Raw genomic sequence first — 13,482 nt, 5'->3', positions numbered from 1 at the left:
GAACAGACCAAAATGCCCTACGTCGTCACCGTGAAGTGGACTGCCAAGCCTGGTGAGGCCTCTGCTGTCGCCGCTGCGATCGACAAGCTGATTCCGCCGACTCGCGCCGAGGAGGGGGTCATCCTGTATCAAGCCCACCGCGACCCCCACGACGACCACAAGTTCTTTTTCTACGAGCAGTACGTCAACGAGGACGCGTTCCGCCGCCACGTCGAGTCCGCTCACGCGAAGACCTTCGGCGCGAACGACGCCCTGCCTCGGTTGGCGGAACGCGAATTCACGACCTACCAGACGTGGGAAGACGTTCAGTCACGAAACACCTGAGGCAGCGACTTTTTCGCCGATTGCGGGGTCACCGAACCGCGGCGATCGCCCCTCGTTGTAGGCGGCGATACCCTCTTTGAAATCGCCCTGACGCATGAAGTGGCCGATGAGGTCCTTCGAGCCGTCGATCGATCGACGGGGTGCGAGGTGCAAAAGGTCCGCGTACATCTGCCGCTTCGCAGAGGTGACCGAGGCGGGAGAAACCTGGGTCGCAACCATTCGGGCCACCTTGTAGACCTCGTCCATGAAGTATTCACGCGGGAACAACCCGTTGAGGAAGCCCATCTTCCCGAGTTCTTCCGAGTAGACGATTCGTCCGGTGTACAGAATGTCGGCGGCGTGTGTCAGGCCGACGATGCGGGGGAGGATCCAGGACAGGCCGTACTCCGCGGGCAGTCCGAGACGAGGCGTCGACGTCGTGAATTTGATTCCTTCGGCGGCGAACCTGAGGTCGGCTGCGGGGTCGTCCGCCTGGAGGACGCCATGGAACACCGGCCCGGGCGTCGCCACCAACCTGGACGGCCGCAGGGCGTTGACCGTGATGCCGTGCCGGAGATTCTCGGCGGCAAAGCCCGTCGTCATCCTCTCGAGGGCGGCCTTGACCATCCCGTAGCCGGTAGTTGTTCCCTTGGCGTTGAATCGCGACGGGGGAATCTCGGGATGGCGTACTCGCTCGAGGTGATGTTGAGCATCCAGCCCTCACCTCTCTCGCGCATCCCGGGGAGTGCGAGTTGGCTCAGGTGCATGGGGGCCTGAACCTGGATGTCGAACATCAACTGGAGTCGGCGCAGCGCGAGGTCGGCGCCGGGCTGGAAGAACGTGACAGCGGCGTTGTTGACCAGGATGTCCACCTTGCCGAAACGGCGCACGCTGTCGCGCATGATGCGCTCCCGGTCTTCCGGATTCGTCAAGTCTGCGACGATCGACAGCGAGTCACCACCCGCCGCGTGGATGGTCTCGGCGGTCTCCTCCAGTGTTCCAGGGAGCTTGCCCGGTTGCGCGGAACTCGAACGCGCGGTCACGATCACCGAGGCGCCTTCCCGCGCGAACTCCTCGGCGATGGTGGCTCCGATACCTCGGCTGGCGCCCGTTAAACAGGGCTACCTTCCCATCGAGAATGCCCATTTCTTCTTGTCCTGTGTCGTGCGAAATCAGCAATGCTTTGTCCTTGTGGGATGTGTTATCTCGCCATGCTGACTCCCCCGTTCACACAGATCGTCTGGCCGGTCATGAAGCGGGATCCGTCGCCGGCGAGGAACAGATCGAGACGACGCTGGAAGCCGGACGCATCGCTGAACGCCACCTTCTGCACGAGTCATCGTCCGGACTGGTCCTCCTCGCCTTCGCATCACAGGAGTGCCAAAACGAAGTGTTGTCCCGGCCCCTCGAGCGGCTCACAGACAAGACCGTGACCAACCCGGACCAGCTTCGCCGACTCCTTGCCGACGTCCGGCAACGACATTTCGTCTACGCGGACGGATACGGCAGGCCGGGGTGGACGGGAGTTGCCGTCCCCGTCTTCGGCCGAAAGCACGAGGTTGTCGCTTCCCTCAGCATCGTGTATCGCAGTCGTGACGAAAGCCCCCAGTCCCAGTTGGCGGCAATGCGCACCGCCGCCGCTGGAATCAGCCGAACCCTGGCCGGCCCCTACTGACCCGCGGGGGGATTTTCGAACCGACCGGAGGTTCTCGTCGAGGCGCGACACCGCCGTGCGGGCGCGGAAGCCCTGCTTCCCCGCCCGCACGGCGAATCCGAAACTCGGAGTCAGTCCCCGATCCGCTCCCCCGTCTCCGGGTGGAACAGGTGCACCGCTCCGTCCCGCTTGCGCAGGGAAACCGTGTCGGCCAGCCGCGCGGGGGTGCGGGTCAGTGAGCGGGCGGTCAGTTGCGTACCGTCACCGGCGATGTGGGTGTGGACGTAGGATTCACTCCCGAGTTCCTCGACCAGGTCCACGATCACCTCGATGCCGCCCTCCCCGGTCGACAACTCCAGCTGCTCGGGACGCACACCGACCGTGACGGTCTCCAGTCCGGCGGCGTGCAGCGCCGACAGCTGGTCGCGCTCGAGCGCCAGCGTCGAGTTCCCGAGGCGCACACCGTCGCTGACGATGGGCATGGTCATCAGGTTCATCGCGGGCGAACCGATGAAGCCGGCGACGAAGGCGTTGGTGGGCCGGTCGTACAGCTCTGTCGGCGCCGAGAACTGCTGCAGCTTACCGTTCTTGAGGACGGCTACCCGGTCACCCATGGTCATCGCCTCGACCTGGTCGTGGGTGACGTACACGGTGGTGGTGCCGAGCCGGCGCTGCAACGCGGCGATCTGCGTGCGGGTCTGGACGCGAAGCTTGGCGTCGAGGTTCGACAGCGGCTCGTCCATGCAGAACACCTGCGGCTCACGCACGATCGCTCGACCCATCGCGACGCGCTGGCGCTGACCGCCGGACAGCTTGCCCGGCTTGCGGTCGAGGTAGTCGGTGAGGTCGAGGAGTTTGGCCGCGTCGGCCACCTTCTTCTTGCGTTCCTCCACACCGACCCCGCGCATCTTCAGCGCGAAGCCCATGTTCTCGCCCACCGTCTTGTTGGGGTAGAGGGCGTAGTTCTGGAACACCATAGCGATGTCGCGGTCCTTCGACGGCACACCCACCATGTCCTTGCCGCCGATCTCGATGGTGCCCTCGTCGATGTCCTCGAGGCCGGCGAGCATCCGCAGGGCCGTGCTCTTACCGGAACCGGACGGACCCACGAGGACGATGAACTCGCCGTCTTCGATGTCGAGGTCGAGCGAATCGACCGCCAGCGTGTCGGCGTTCTCGTAGATGCAGGATGCGCCCTTGTACGCGATGTCAGCCATGATTGCTCCTCTTGTGGGTACCGAAGTCGGGGGAAGTGGTTGCCGGGGTGATCATTTGATCGCGCCGAAGGAAAGGCCGCGGACCAGCTTGTTCTGTGCGACCCAGCCGGCCAGGATGACCGGGAGCGCCGCCAGCGTCGCCGCTGCCGACAGCCGGGCCCAGTACAGGCCCTCACCGGTGATGAATCCGACGAGGAACACCGGAATGGTCTGCGCCTGAACAGCGGTGAGGTTGACCGCGAAGAAGAATTCGTTCCACGAGAAGATCACGCAGATCAGCGCGGTGGCCGCGATGCCGGGTGACACGAGCGGAAGGATCACCTCGCGCACCGACGTCCAGATGCTCGCGCCGTCCATGCTCGCGGCCTCGAGCAGTTCACCGGGGACCTCGAGGAAGAACGAGCGCATCATCCACACCGCGATGGGGAGGTTCATCGCCGTGTACAGGATGATCAGCGCCCAGATGTTGTCGAGCAGGCCGATGTCGTTGACGATCACGTACAGCGGGATGATCGCGGCGACGATCGGGAGCATCTTCGTGCTGATGAAGAAGAACAGGGCGTCCTTCGTCTTGCGGACCGGCCGCAGCGACAGCGCGAACGCCGCCGGCACACCGAGCACCAGCACCAGGATCGTCGACATGGCGGTCGCGAACGCCGAATTCAGCAGTGCCGTGCCGATTCCGCTGTCGAGGACTGCCTTGAACTGGTCCAGCGTGGGCGTGAAGAACAGCTTCGGCGGGGTCGTGTACGCGTCGCCCTCCTGCTTGAACGCGGTCAGCACCATCCAGGCCACGGGGAAGAAGAAGCCGAGCGCCACGATCCACGCCACCACACTCCACGGGCTGAACTTGCGGTGCTTGCGCGCCCGTTTCGTCTCCGGCGCGGTGGGGGTGGACTCCACCGGCGCCGCCGCAGTGTCGGTACTCATTACGCTGCCTCCTCGTTACCGGTAAAGCTCTTGAAGATCAGGCGCAGCGCCAGGGTCGCGACGACGATGGTCGCGATCACGACGATGACGCCCATCGCGGCAGCCTGCCCGATGTCGAAACCGAGGAATGCGCGCTGATAGATGTAGAAGGGGAGGTTGGCACTGGCGGTGCCCGGTCCGCCCTGGGTCATCATGTAGATGGCGTCGAACGTGTTGATCAGGTAGATCGCGCCCAGCACCGCGCCGAGTTCGATGAACCGGCGCAGATGCGGGAGGGTCAGTTCGCGGAACATCGCGAACGGCCTGGCGCCGTCCACCCGTGCCGCCTCGAGGATGTCGCGCGGCATCGACTGCAGACCGGCCAGGATCAGCAGCATCATGAACGGGGTCCACTGCCAGATCAGGTTCACCATGACCGCGGCGAGCGGGAACTTACTGACCCAGTCGACCTGTCCCACCCCGAACGGGGAGAGGACGAAGTTGACGATGCCGAACACCGGGTCGAACATCGTGGTCTTCCACAGCAGTGCACCGGCGACGGGTGTCACCAGGAACGGCGTGATGAGGAGGGTTCGTACGATGCCACGGCCCAGGAAGGCGCGGTCGAGCAGCAGTGCGAGCAACAACCCGAGCACCACCGAGATCAGCACGGTGCCGACGATCAGGATCACGGTGTTGACCGCGACCTCACGGAACTGGCTGTCCTGGAACACGTCCACGTAGTTCTGCAGTCCGACGAACGCCTGGGAGCCCGGGCGCACCAGGTTCCAGGACTGCGTCGAGTAGTACAGCGTGAACAGGAACGGGATCTGGGTCACCACGATCATGAAGATCAGAGCGGGCAGCAACGGCCCCCGGCGACGCCATCCCTCGGCGCGGGAGACGCTGTCGTCCTTGGCCTCCCGCAGTTCCCGCACCCGGTCGGCGGTGCCGTCCGCGGTGGGCTTCTCGGCGATGGTTGTCATCGTTCCTCCCGATAGGTCGCGCCGACCACCTCGGCGTACTGCTGTGCCTGGGCGAGCGCCTCGGGCACGGTCTGCTGGCCTGCGATCGCCGCGCTGATCTGCTGGCTGACGCGGGTTCCGAGATCCTGGAATTCCGGGATCGCCAGGAATTGCACGCCGGTGTACGGAACCGGTTGCACGGTGGGCGCCTCCGGTGTCGCGTTCTCGATCGCCTCGAGCGTCAGCGGACCGTAGGCCGCCGAGGCCTCCTTGTACTCGGGAATCTCGTAGGTCGACAGCCGGCTGCCCGGAGGCACCCGCTCCCAGCCCAGATCCTCACCGACCGTGCGTATGTATTGCTTGTCGGTCATCCACGAAATGAACTTCCATGCCGCATCGGGGTTCTCGCTGCTCTCGGGAATTCCGAGCGACCAGCTGTACAGCCAGCCGGAGTTGTCCTTCACCTCGATCGGCGCGGGGGCGTAGCCGATCTTTCCGACGACGGCGCTCGACGCCGGATCCTCGAGCGTGGAGACAGCGGACGTCGAGTCGTACCACATCGCCACCTGCCCCTGAGCCAGCTGCGTGGCGCACTCACCGAAACCGCTCGTCGCGGCGCCCGGCTCGCCGTACTCGCGCACCAGGTCGACGTAGAACTGCACCGCGCGTTCCACCTCCGGGCTGGTCAGCTGAGCGTTCCAGTCCTCGTCGAACCAGCGGCCACCGAACGTGTTGATGACCGTGTCGAGGGGTGCGAGCAATTCACCCCAGCCCGGCTTGCCACGCAGGCAGATGCCGGCCATGTCCTCGGAGTCGAGTTGCTTTGCCGCTGCGGCGACCTCGGTCCAGGTCGGCTTCTCCGGCAGGGTGATTCCGGCCTGCTCGAACAGGTCCTTGCGGTACATCAGGAACGAGGACTCGCCGTAGAACGGCACCGAGTACATGTTCCCCTCGTAGGACAGCGACTCGCGCAGGGTGGGGATGAAGTCGGCCTCGTCGTAGCCCTCCGTGGCCTCGGCGTACTCCGACAGATTCTTCAGCCAGCCGTACTTGGCCCATTGCGGAGTCTCGTAGTTACTGATCATCACGACGTCGAACTCGCCGCCACCGGTTGCGGTGGACGCCGTGATCTTCGCGCGCGCCTGGTTCTCCGACAGCGTGACGAACTTCAGGTCGATGTCGGGATTCTCTTCCTCGAACTGCGAGGCGAGCTTCTGGGCATCTTGCATCTGTGAGTTGGAGACCATCGCGATGGTGATGGTCTGGTCTGACGCGCCCAGCGATCCGGCGCCTGCGCATCCGCTGAGCGTGAGGCAGAGTGCTCCTGCCCCCGCTACCAGCATCGTCGCCGGTTTCCTGTGATTCTTCACCGATCTTCACCTCTCTTGCGTGGTGCTACTGATCGAGCAGCCAACGCGCGCATTCGATGTCGCAGACCAGCATCTTGGCCAGTCCGCCGTGGAGGGCACCCAGTGCCGCTTGGTGTTTGGCGACGCCACCGGTGACGAGGATCGATCCCTCGCACGCGCGGATGTCGTCGAGAGGAACGGACATGGCCCGTTCGTCCAGTGGTCCGGCGACCTCGGTTCCGTCGAGCCGGTAGAAGCGTCCACCGACTTCGCCGACCGCACCGAGGCCGGTGAGCACGGACAACATGTCCGTGTCGATGAAGCTGCCCTCGAACAACGTGGTCGACGTGGAGACGGCGCCCGTACCGAACATCATCATCTCCGCAGCCCGGCCCGCCTCGAGCGCCTTGGAGATGACGGAGTCGCCCCGCATGGATACCACGGTCGACGCGTCCGCGTACAGGGGAACGGGAAGCCGAACTGTATTGGCCTGCAGCTGCTCCGCGCATCTACCCAGGACGTACTCCGTTCCGGTCTGATAGTTGATCGCACTCACCGAGCCGTCGAGCTGGACGACGGACGCGCACGTGGCCGCCCCGGACGGCAGGCCCTGCGCGACGGCGACCGTCTCCGGCCCCCACGTGAATCCGAGGGTGTCGCTTCCCCGTATCCGGCGAACCAGCAGCGACGCGGCGGCCCGCCCGACACCGGCGAAGCTGTTGTGGTCGTCGATCGCACCGGCGGCGTCGACGGAATCGGCGACTACCACCGCCTCGACGAGTCCGTACTTCTCCTCGAGCGCGCGCTCCTCGTCCGAGCGCAGTGCATCCCGCAGATGCGCGGGTGCCTGCACCTCGATGCGCACCAGGCCCTGGGCGCGGGCTCGCGCCACCAGCCGGCCCGCGGTCGGGCGGGAGACACCGAGTCGCGTGGCGACCTCGGCCTGGGTCATTCCGTCGAGGTAGTACAAAGTTGCAGCGCGCAACGCGAGGCGCAGATCCTCCGTCGTGGACTGCGGTGGTGCCGCGATGAGAGACGGCGTCGGGGCCGTCGAGTTGGGGGACGTCACTGGTTCTCCTCGCCATGATCCCGAGCCCGTCGAGTGTGTCTTCGGAGCCTCGAGAAACCGTGAGCAAATGATCACTATGCGTTCATCTGCTCAATACGCTAGCATCGAAGTGTGACCCACACAACACTCCCTTCGGATATCCCCAGGACGATGCGTGCCAGCGTGCTCGTCGAGCCGGGCGTGATCGAGATCCGGGAACGCCAAGTGCCCACTCCCGGCCCAGGCGACGTCCTGGTCCGAATCGCCTCGGTAGGCGTCTGCGGATCCGACGCCCACTACTACCGCGAGGGCCGCATCGGCGAGTTCGTGGTCGACCAGCCGATCGTGCTGGGCCACGAAGCGTCGGGCACCGTCGTGGGTGTCGGAGCCGGGATCCCGGCAGCCCGTATCGGGCAGCGAGTCTCCATCGAACCGCAGCGCCCCGACCCGGACACCGACGAATCCCGGCGCGGTCTCTACAACCTGTGCCCGCACATGCAGTTCTATGCCACCCCGCCGATCGACGGGGCGCTGGCCGAATACGTGACCATTGGCTCGGCGTTCGCCCACGAAATTCCGGACGAGATGTCCGAGGACGCGGCCGCGTTGTGCGAGCCGCTGTCCGTGGCCATCGCCACCACCCGCAAAGCCGGAGTGACCGCCGGATCCCGCGTTCTGATCGCGGGCGCGGGACCGATCGGAATCGCACTGGTGCAGACCACCCTCGCGTTCGGCGCCACCGAAGTGGTCGTCTCGGACCTCGATCCCCGGCGACGCGACGTCGCAACAAAATTCGGCGCCACCGCGGTGCTCGACCCGCGCGAGCAGGACGTCGCGGGACTGCATGTGGACGCGTTCGTCGACGCGTCCGGCGCCCCGAGTGCGGTACTGGCGGGGATCCAGGCCGTCCGGCCGGCGGGATCCGTGGTTCTGGTGGGCATGGGCGCCCCCGAGATGACACTGCCCGTCCAGACCATCCAGAACCGAGAGTTGGTGCTCACCGGGGTATTCCGCTACGCCAACACCTGGCCGACGGCGATCGCCCTCGCGCGGTCGGGGCGGGTCGACCTCGATTCGATGGTCACCGGAAGATTTCCGCTCGCCGAAGCGGAGCAAGCACTGAACGCAGACCGGACGCCGGGCAGCCTCAAGGCCGTCGTACGCGTCCAGGAATGAGGAGAGACCGATGCAACTGAGCGCGCAGGCACTGCAGCAGTTCGACGACACCGTGCAGGTGCCGAATTACGATCGACGCGACATCACCGTGGGGATAGTGCATTTCGGTGTCGGCGGATTCCACCGCGCGCACCAGGCGATGTACGTCGACCGGTTGCTGCGGCGCGGGGAGGCCCGCGAGTGGGGCATCTGCGGGGTCGGGGTCCTGCCCGGTGACCGGCGCATGAAAGACGTCCTCGACGCGCAGGACGGCCTGTACACGCTGGCGCTGCGGCACCCGGACGGCACCTGGGACGTGAGCGTCATCGGGTCCATCGTCGACTACCTCTTCGCTCCGGACGATCCCGAGGCCGTGATCGAGAAGATCGCCGCGGAGTCCACGAAGATCGTCTCTCTGACGATCACGGAGGGCGGTTACAACTTCACCCACGACACGGGCGAATTCGATGTCGAGAACCCGGATGTCGTGCACGATCTCACCGACGGCGCCGCACCGCGGACCACGTTCGGACTCGTCATCGAGGCCCTGACCCGGCGCCGCACGCGTGGGTTGCCGTCGCCGACCATCATGTCCTGCGACAACATTCAGGGCAACGGCGACGTGGCACGCAAGATGTTCCTGGCGTACGCCGAGTTGAAGGATCCCGAACTGGCGGCGTGGATGCGCGCGGAGACGTCGTTCCCCAACTCGATGGTCGACCGCATCACGCCCGTCACCACCCCCGAGGTGACGGAGGCGCTGTCGTCGCGGTTCGGCATCGACGACCAGTGGCCCGTCGCCGCCGAACCGTTCACGTCGTGGGTGCTCGAGGACGCCTTCCCGCTCGGCCGTCCCGCATTCGAGGACGTCGGCGTCCAGGTGGTCGACGACGTCGAACCCTACGAACTGATGAAGCTGCGTCTGCTCAACGCGAGCCACCAGGGTCTCTGTTACTTCGGGTACCTGTCGGGATACCGGCTCGTGCACGACGTCGCGCAGGATTCACTCTTCGCCGACTTCCTGCTCGCGTACATGGACGAGGAGGCCACGCCCACCCTGGCGCCGGTGCCCGGGGTCGACCTCGACGAGTACAAGCGCACGCTCATCGAACGCTTCTCCAATCCCGAGATCCGCGACACCGTCGCGCGCCTGTGCGCCGAATCGTCCGATCGCATCCCGAAGTGGCTGCTGCCGGTGATCCGCGAGAATCTGCTGGCCGACCGGCACATTCGACTGTCGGCCGCGATCGTGGCGAGCTGGGCCCGGTATGCCGAGGGAATCGACGAGGACGGCGAACCCATCGACGTCGTCGACCAGTTGAAGGACTCCCTCGTGCCGATCGCGCGCAGCCAGCACGAGAACCACACGGCCTTCATCGAGAACCAGTCGGTCTTCGGCGACCTGGCCGACAACCCGCGCTTCGTCACCGCGTATCTCTGGGCGCTGGACTCATTGCACGGCGTCGGTGCACGGAAGACGCTCGAGGCTCTGCGTGAGAAGGTGCAGTCATGAGTCTGGTCATCGGTGAAGCCCTCATCGACATCGTCACGGCGAGCGACGGCGCCACCACCGAATACGTCGGCGGCAGCCCGCTCAACGTCGCGGTCGGTCTCGGCCGGCTCGGTCGTCCGGTCGAATTCGTCACCCGGATCGGTGACGATACGAGGGGCCGGTCGATTTTCCGGCACCTCGAGCAGTCGGGGGTGAGCCTCGCGCCCGGCAGCATCACCCCGCAGCGAACGGCGACGGCCCACGCCACCCTCGATTCCGCCGGATCCGCCACCTACGAGTTCGACATCGAGTGGGATCTTCCCTCCCCGAGCGGTGCGTGCGCCCCGTCGCTCGTCCACACCGGTTCCATTGCCGCCGTGATGGAACCCGGATCCGATGTGGTGGCAAACATGCTCGAGCGCCGCCGCTCCTCGGCGACCATCAGCTACGACCCCAACGTGCGACCGGTGTTGATCACCGACAAGGCACGCGCCCGGCAGCGGATCGAGCACCTCGTGTCGATCTCGGACGTCGTCAAGGTCAGCGACGAGGACCTCCGCTGGTACGACCCCGAACGGGATCCCGTCGACATCGCCCGCGCGTGGCTGTCCCGCGGTCCGGCGATGGTCGCGGTGACGAAGGGCGCCGAGGGCGCATTCGCGGTCTGCGCGGCCGGACTCGTCGAGGTCGCGGCCCGGCACGTCGAGGTGGTCGACACGGTCGGAGCGGGCGACGCGTTCATGGCCGGGCTCCTCGACGGATTCTGGTCGCACGGCTTCCTCGGCGCGGAGAGCCGCGCGGCCCTCCACGCGATCGACCCGGAAGAGGTGCGGAACGTGCTGGACAACGCCGTTCTGATGTCGGGACTCACGGTCGCGCGCGCCGGCGCGGACCTCCCCACCCGGGAGACACTGGATCGCGCGGCAGGTGTCCGGCAATGACCCTCGTCGCGGGTATCGATTCGTCCACCCAGTCGTGCAAGGTGATCGTCTGCGACGCCGACACCGGTGAGTTCGTCCGCGAGGGCAGGGCGTCGCATCCGGACGGCACCGAGGTCGACCCGCAGGCGTGGGCTGCGGCCCTCGACAGCGCCATCGCCGCCGCCGGCGGACTCGACGACGTCGCCGCGGTGTCGATCGGTGCGCAACAGCACGGCATGGTCTGCCTCGACGACACCGGAACGGTCGTGCGACCGGCGTTGCTGTGGAACGACACTCGCTCCGCCGACGCCGCCGCCCAGCTGGTGGACGACCTCGGTGGTCCGGACGCCTGGGCGGACGCCGTGGGTGTGGTGCCCCTCGCCGCGATCACGGTCAGCAAGCTGCGCTGGCTCGCCGACTCGGAACCGGCCAACGCCGACCGGACGTCCGCGGTGTGCCTGCCCCACGACTGGCTCGGCTGGCAGCTCACCGGCAGGTCCGATCTCGGCGCCCTGGCCACCGACCGCGGCGACGCCAGCGGCACCGGATACTTCTCCGCGGCAACGGATTCCTACCGCACCGACCTGCTGTCGCTGGCACTGCGCGGACGCACGGCCGCCGTGCCGCGCGTGGCCCGCCCGGCCGAGAAGATCGGGGAAACCGGATGGGGCGCCGCCGTCGGTCCCGGCACCGGGGACAACGCCGCCGCCGCACTCGCCCTCGACGCCCAGGAAGGCGACGTCGTCGTCTCCGTGGGAACGTCGGGCGTCGTGTCCGCGGTATCGGTGACACCGGCGAACGATCCGGGCGGTTTCGTCGCCGGCTTCGCCGACGCCACCGGACGTCAGCTGCCCCTCGTGTGCACGCTGAACGCTGCCCGGGTACTCGACGCGACCGCCTCGCTGCTGGGCGTCGATCACGACGAACTGTCGCGGCTGGCGCTGTCGGCGCCGTCCGGCAGCGGCGGCCTGGTGATGGTGCCGTATTTCGAGGGTGAACGCACCCCCAACCGCCCGAATGCCACCGGCTCCGTTCACGGACTCCGGCTCGGCAATTCGACCCCCGCCCACCTCGCCCGCGCGGCGGTCGAGGGGCTGCTGTGCGGCCTGGCGGAAGGCATCGACCACCTGATCGCCCAGGGCGTCACCGTGCGTCGCATCCTCCTCGTCGGGGGCGGCGCCCGCTCCCAGGCACTGTGCGAACTCGCGCCCGCGATCTTCGGGTCGCCGGTCCTGGTTCCGCAGTCGGCGGAGTACGTCGCGATCGGCGCCTGCAGGCAGGCGGCCTGGACGCTGGCCGGGACCCCCGAACCACCCAAGTGGGATCAGACGTCCACCCAGCGTTACGAGGCCGACCCGGCACCCGAAGTGCGCGAACGGTATTCCGAGGCCAGAGGATAGGCGCTTCGCGCCCGTGCGCCTTTTCGGTTGCTCCAGCTACCAAAAGGGCGCACGGGTGGCTACGCCACCTTCACCAGCATCTTCCCGACATTTCCGCCGCGCATGAGCTGCAGGAACGCGTCGACCGAGTTCTCGATGCCGTCGACGACGGTCTCGTCGTGGACCACGTCGCCGGACGCGAGCCACGGTCCCATCTTGGCAGCGAACTCGGGGAATACGTGCGTGTAGTTGCCGAGGGTAAAGCCCTCGAGGGTGAGCCCGCGGCTGATGATGTTCACCATGTTGTCAGGGCCCGGCGTGCGCTCGGTGGCGTTGTATGCGGAGATGGCCCCGCAGAGGGCGGCCCGGCCGCCGTTCCGCATGACGTCGAGTGCGGCCTCGAGGTGGTCGCCGCCGACGTTGTCGAAGTAGACGTCGATGCCGTCACCGGCGAGTCCGCGAAGTTGCTCGCGCACGGGCGCCTGCTTGTAGTCGAAGGCGGCGTCGTATCCGTAGCGGTCGGTGAGCAGCGCTACCTTCTCCACGGATCCGGCGGATCCGATGACCCGGGACGCGCCTTCGAGTCGTGCGATCTGTCCGGCGGCGGTCCCCACCGCACCGGCGGCGCCGGAGACGAACACGGCGTCGCCGGGCTTCAGGTGGGCGATGTGGACGAGTCCGACGTAGGCCGTGAGCCCGGTCAGTCCGAGAATCCCCAGATAGGCCGAGATCGATACTCCCGGAATCTCTTCGACGACGCGGAACGCCGAGGCGTCCCCCTGCGCGACGTCGCGCCACCCGAGGTCGTGGACCACCACCGAGCCGACCGGATGCGTGGCGGCGGTGGATTCGACGACCCGACCGACGGCTCCGCCGGTCATCGTCTCGCCGAGTGCGAACGGTGGGATGTACGACTTCACGTCGTTCATCCGGCCGCGCATGTAGGGGTCCACCGACACGAACTCGTTGGCCACGCGCACCTGGTCGGGCCCGAGGTCGGGCAGCTCCACAGTGGCGGTGCGGAAGTCGTCCTGGGTGGGCCAGCCCACCGGCCGGTTGATCAGCTGAATCTGGGTGCTCGACGTCATGGG

14 protein-coding genes and 1 pseudogene are annotated in these 13,482 nt (G+C 66.8%); 6 read left to right on the top strand and 9 right to left on the bottom strand.

What is annotated here, in order from left to right:
* Window positions 1-12: 12 nt before the first annotated feature.
* Window positions 13-324, top strand: a complete 312-nt coding sequence (locus tag ACFVJ3_RS20915) for a putative quinol monooxygenase (protein ID WP_378453834.1) — start codon at window positions 13-15, stop codon at window positions 322-324.
* On the opposite strand, the gene ACFVJ3_RS20910 is transcribed toward ACFVJ3_RS20915, so the two are convergent.
* The 3 genes and pseudogenes from ACFVJ3_RS20910 to ACFVJ3_RS20900 form a co-directional block, all read right to left on the bottom strand.
* The gene (locus tag ACFVJ3_RS20910; protein WP_378453833.1) at window positions 310-930 is read right to left on the bottom strand and encodes an enoyl-CoA hydratase-related protein; all 621 of its coding nucleotides are present in this window, start codon (window positions 928-930) and stop codon (window positions 310-312) included. The genes ACFVJ3_RS20915 and ACFVJ3_RS20910 overlap by 15 nt on opposite strands.
* A pseudogene (locus ACFVJ3_RS20905) lies at window positions 903-1,406 on the bottom strand (SDR family NAD(P)-dependent oxidoreductase); the annotation flags it as partial. The pseudogene ACFVJ3_RS20905 and the gene ACFVJ3_RS20910, both read right to left, overlap by 28 nt.
* Window positions 1,407-1,504: 98 nt before the next feature.
* Entirely contained in the window at window positions 1,505-1,636 is a 132-nt protein-coding gene (locus ACFVJ3_RS20900; RefSeq protein WP_378453877.1) for a hypothetical protein, read from the bottom strand.
* On the opposite strand from ACFVJ3_RS20900, the gene ACFVJ3_RS20895 reads away from it, so the two are divergent.
* The gene (locus ACFVJ3_RS20895) at window positions 1,586-1,978 is read left to right on the top strand and encodes an IclR family transcriptional regulator C-terminal domain-containing protein (RefSeq protein ID WP_378453874.1); all 393 of its coding nucleotides are present in this window, start codon (window positions 1,586-1,588) and stop codon (window positions 1,976-1,978) included. The genes ACFVJ3_RS20900 and ACFVJ3_RS20895 overlap by 51 nt on opposite strands.
* A 110-nt stretch (window positions 1,979-2,088) precedes the next feature.
* On the opposite strand, the gene ACFVJ3_RS20890 is transcribed toward ACFVJ3_RS20895, so the two are convergent.
* The 5 genes from ACFVJ3_RS20890 to ACFVJ3_RS20870 are packed head-to-tail and all read right to left on the bottom strand — an operon-like array spanning window position 2,089 to window position 7,466.
* Window positions 2,089-3,174 carry an ABC transporter ATP-binding protein gene (locus tag ACFVJ3_RS20890; RefSeq protein WP_378453832.1) on the bottom strand — a complete coding sequence of 362 codons (1,086 nt, stop codon included), beginning with the start codon at window positions 3,172-3,174 and terminating at the stop codon, window positions 2,089-2,091.
* A 51-nt stretch (window positions 3,175-3,225) separates the two neighbouring features.
* Window positions 3,226-4,104, bottom strand: a complete 879-nt coding sequence (locus tag ACFVJ3_RS20885; protein ID WP_378453831.1) for a carbohydrate ABC transporter permease — start codon at window positions 4,102-4,104, stop codon at window positions 3,226-3,228.
* Window positions 4,104-5,069 carry a carbohydrate ABC transporter permease gene (locus ACFVJ3_RS20880; RefSeq protein WP_378453830.1) on the bottom strand — a complete coding sequence of 322 codons (966 nt, stop codon included), beginning with the start codon at window positions 5,067-5,069 and terminating at the stop codon, window positions 4,104-4,106. Before ACFVJ3_RS20880 ends, ACFVJ3_RS20885 begins: the two co-directional genes overlap by 1 nt.
* The gene (locus ACFVJ3_RS20875; RefSeq protein ID WP_378453873.1) at window positions 5,066-6,391 is read right to left on the bottom strand and encodes an ABC transporter substrate-binding protein; all 1,326 of its coding nucleotides are present in this window, start codon (window positions 6,389-6,391) and stop codon (window positions 5,066-5,068) included. The genes ACFVJ3_RS20880 and ACFVJ3_RS20875 overlap by 4 nt, the downstream gene beginning before the upstream one ends.
* Window positions 6,392-6,443: 52 nt before the next feature.
* Window positions 6,444-7,466 carry a sugar-binding transcriptional regulator gene (locus ACFVJ3_RS20870; protein WP_378453829.1) on the bottom strand — a complete coding sequence of 341 codons (1,023 nt, stop codon included), beginning with the start codon at window positions 7,464-7,466 and terminating at the stop codon, window positions 6,444-6,446.
* A gap of 150 nt (window positions 7,467-7,616) precedes the next feature.
* Between ACFVJ3_RS20870 and ACFVJ3_RS20865 the strand changes: the two genes are divergently transcribed.
* Genes ACFVJ3_RS20865 through xylB form a run of 4 tightly spaced genes read left to right on the top strand, consistent with a single transcriptional unit; the run spans window position 7,617 to window position 12,412 of the window.
* Complete coding sequence (locus ACFVJ3_RS20865; RefSeq protein ID WP_378453872.1) at window positions 7,617-8,621, top strand: NAD(P)-dependent alcohol dehydrogenase; 1,005 nt, start codon at window positions 7,617-7,619, stop codon at window positions 8,619-8,621.
* Window positions 8,622-8,631: 10 nt separating this feature from the next.
* Window positions 8,632-10,113 (top strand): mannitol dehydrogenase family protein, encoded by a 1,482-nt coding sequence (locus ACFVJ3_RS20860; protein ID WP_378453828.1) that lies wholly within the window; start codon window positions 8,632-8,634, stop codon window positions 10,111-10,113.
* The gene (locus ACFVJ3_RS20855) at window positions 10,110-11,033 is read left to right on the top strand and encodes a carbohydrate kinase (protein WP_378453827.1); all 924 of its coding nucleotides are present in this window, start codon (window positions 10,110-10,112) and stop codon (window positions 11,031-11,033) included. Before ACFVJ3_RS20860 ends, ACFVJ3_RS20855 begins: the two co-directional genes overlap by 4 nt.
* Entirely contained in the window at window positions 11,030-12,412 is a 1,383-nt protein-coding gene (gene xylB, locus ACFVJ3_RS20850) for a xylulokinase (RefSeq protein WP_378453826.1), read from the top strand. The genes ACFVJ3_RS20855 and xylB overlap by 4 nt, the downstream gene beginning before the upstream one ends.
* Before the next feature lie 59 nt (window positions 12,413-12,471).
* On the opposite strand, the gene ACFVJ3_RS20845 is transcribed toward xylB, so the two are convergent.
* On the bottom strand, window positions 12,472-13,479 hold the full coding sequence (locus ACFVJ3_RS20845) for an NADP-dependent oxidoreductase (RefSeq protein ID WP_378453825.1): 1,008 nt from the start codon (window positions 13,477-13,479) through the stop codon (window positions 12,472-12,474).
* Window positions 13,480-13,482 lie beyond the last annotated feature (3 nt).

The sequence above is a fragment of the Rhodococcus sp. NPDC127593 genome (genome assembly GCF_042671975.1).
Lineage (GTDB): Bacteria > Actinomycetota > Actinomycetes > Mycobacteriales > Mycobacteriaceae > Rhodococcus_F.
This window is presented reverse-complemented; position numbering and strand designations above follow the sequence as displayed.

What these genes read in the sequence shown, in the direction of transcription:
- ACFVJ3_RS20875 (WP_378453873.1), bottom strand. Translation starts at nt 6,391, where the DNA reads ATGCTGGTAGCGGGGGCAGGAGCACTCTGCCTCACGCTCAGCGGATGC.
- ACFVJ3_RS20890 (WP_378453832.1), bottom strand. Translation starts at nt 3,174, where the DNA reads ATGGCTGACATCGCGTACAAGGGCGCATCCTGCATCTACGAGAACGCC.
- ACFVJ3_RS20880 (WP_378453830.1), bottom strand. Translation starts at nt 5,069, where the DNA reads ATGACAACCATCGCCGAGAAGCCCACCGCGGACGGCACCGCCGACCGG.
- ACFVJ3_RS20860 (WP_378453828.1), top strand. Translation starts at nt 8,632, where the DNA reads ATGCAACTGAGCGCGCAGGCACTGCAGCAGTTCGACGACACCGTGCAG.
- ACFVJ3_RS20845 (WP_378453825.1), bottom strand. Translation starts at nt 13,479, where the DNA reads ATGACGTCGAGCACCCAGATTCAGCTGATCAACCGGCCGGTGGGCTGG.
- ACFVJ3_RS20885 (WP_378453831.1), bottom strand. Translation starts at nt 4,104, where the DNA reads ATGAGTACCGACACTGCGGCGGCGCCGGTGGAGTCCACCCCCACCGCG.
- ACFVJ3_RS20910 (WP_378453833.1), bottom strand. Translation starts at nt 930, where the DNA reads ATGGTCAAGGCCGCCCTCGAGAGGATGACGACGGGCTTTGCCGCCGAG.
- ACFVJ3_RS20855 (WP_378453827.1), top strand. Translation starts at nt 10,110, where the DNA reads ATGAGTCTGGTCATCGGTGAAGCCCTCATCGACATCGTCACGGCGAGC.
- ACFVJ3_RS20865 (WP_378453872.1), top strand. Translation starts at nt 7,617, where the DNA reads ATGCGTGCCAGCGTGCTCGTCGAGCCGGGCGTGATCGAGATCCGGGAA.
- ACFVJ3_RS20915 (WP_378453834.1), top strand. Translation starts at nt 13, where the DNA reads ATGCCCTACGTCGTCACCGTGAAGTGGACTGCCAAGCCTGGTGAGGCC.
- xylB (WP_378453826.1), top strand. Translation starts at nt 11,030, where the DNA reads ATGACCCTCGTCGCGGGTATCGATTCGTCCACCCAGTCGTGCAAGGTG.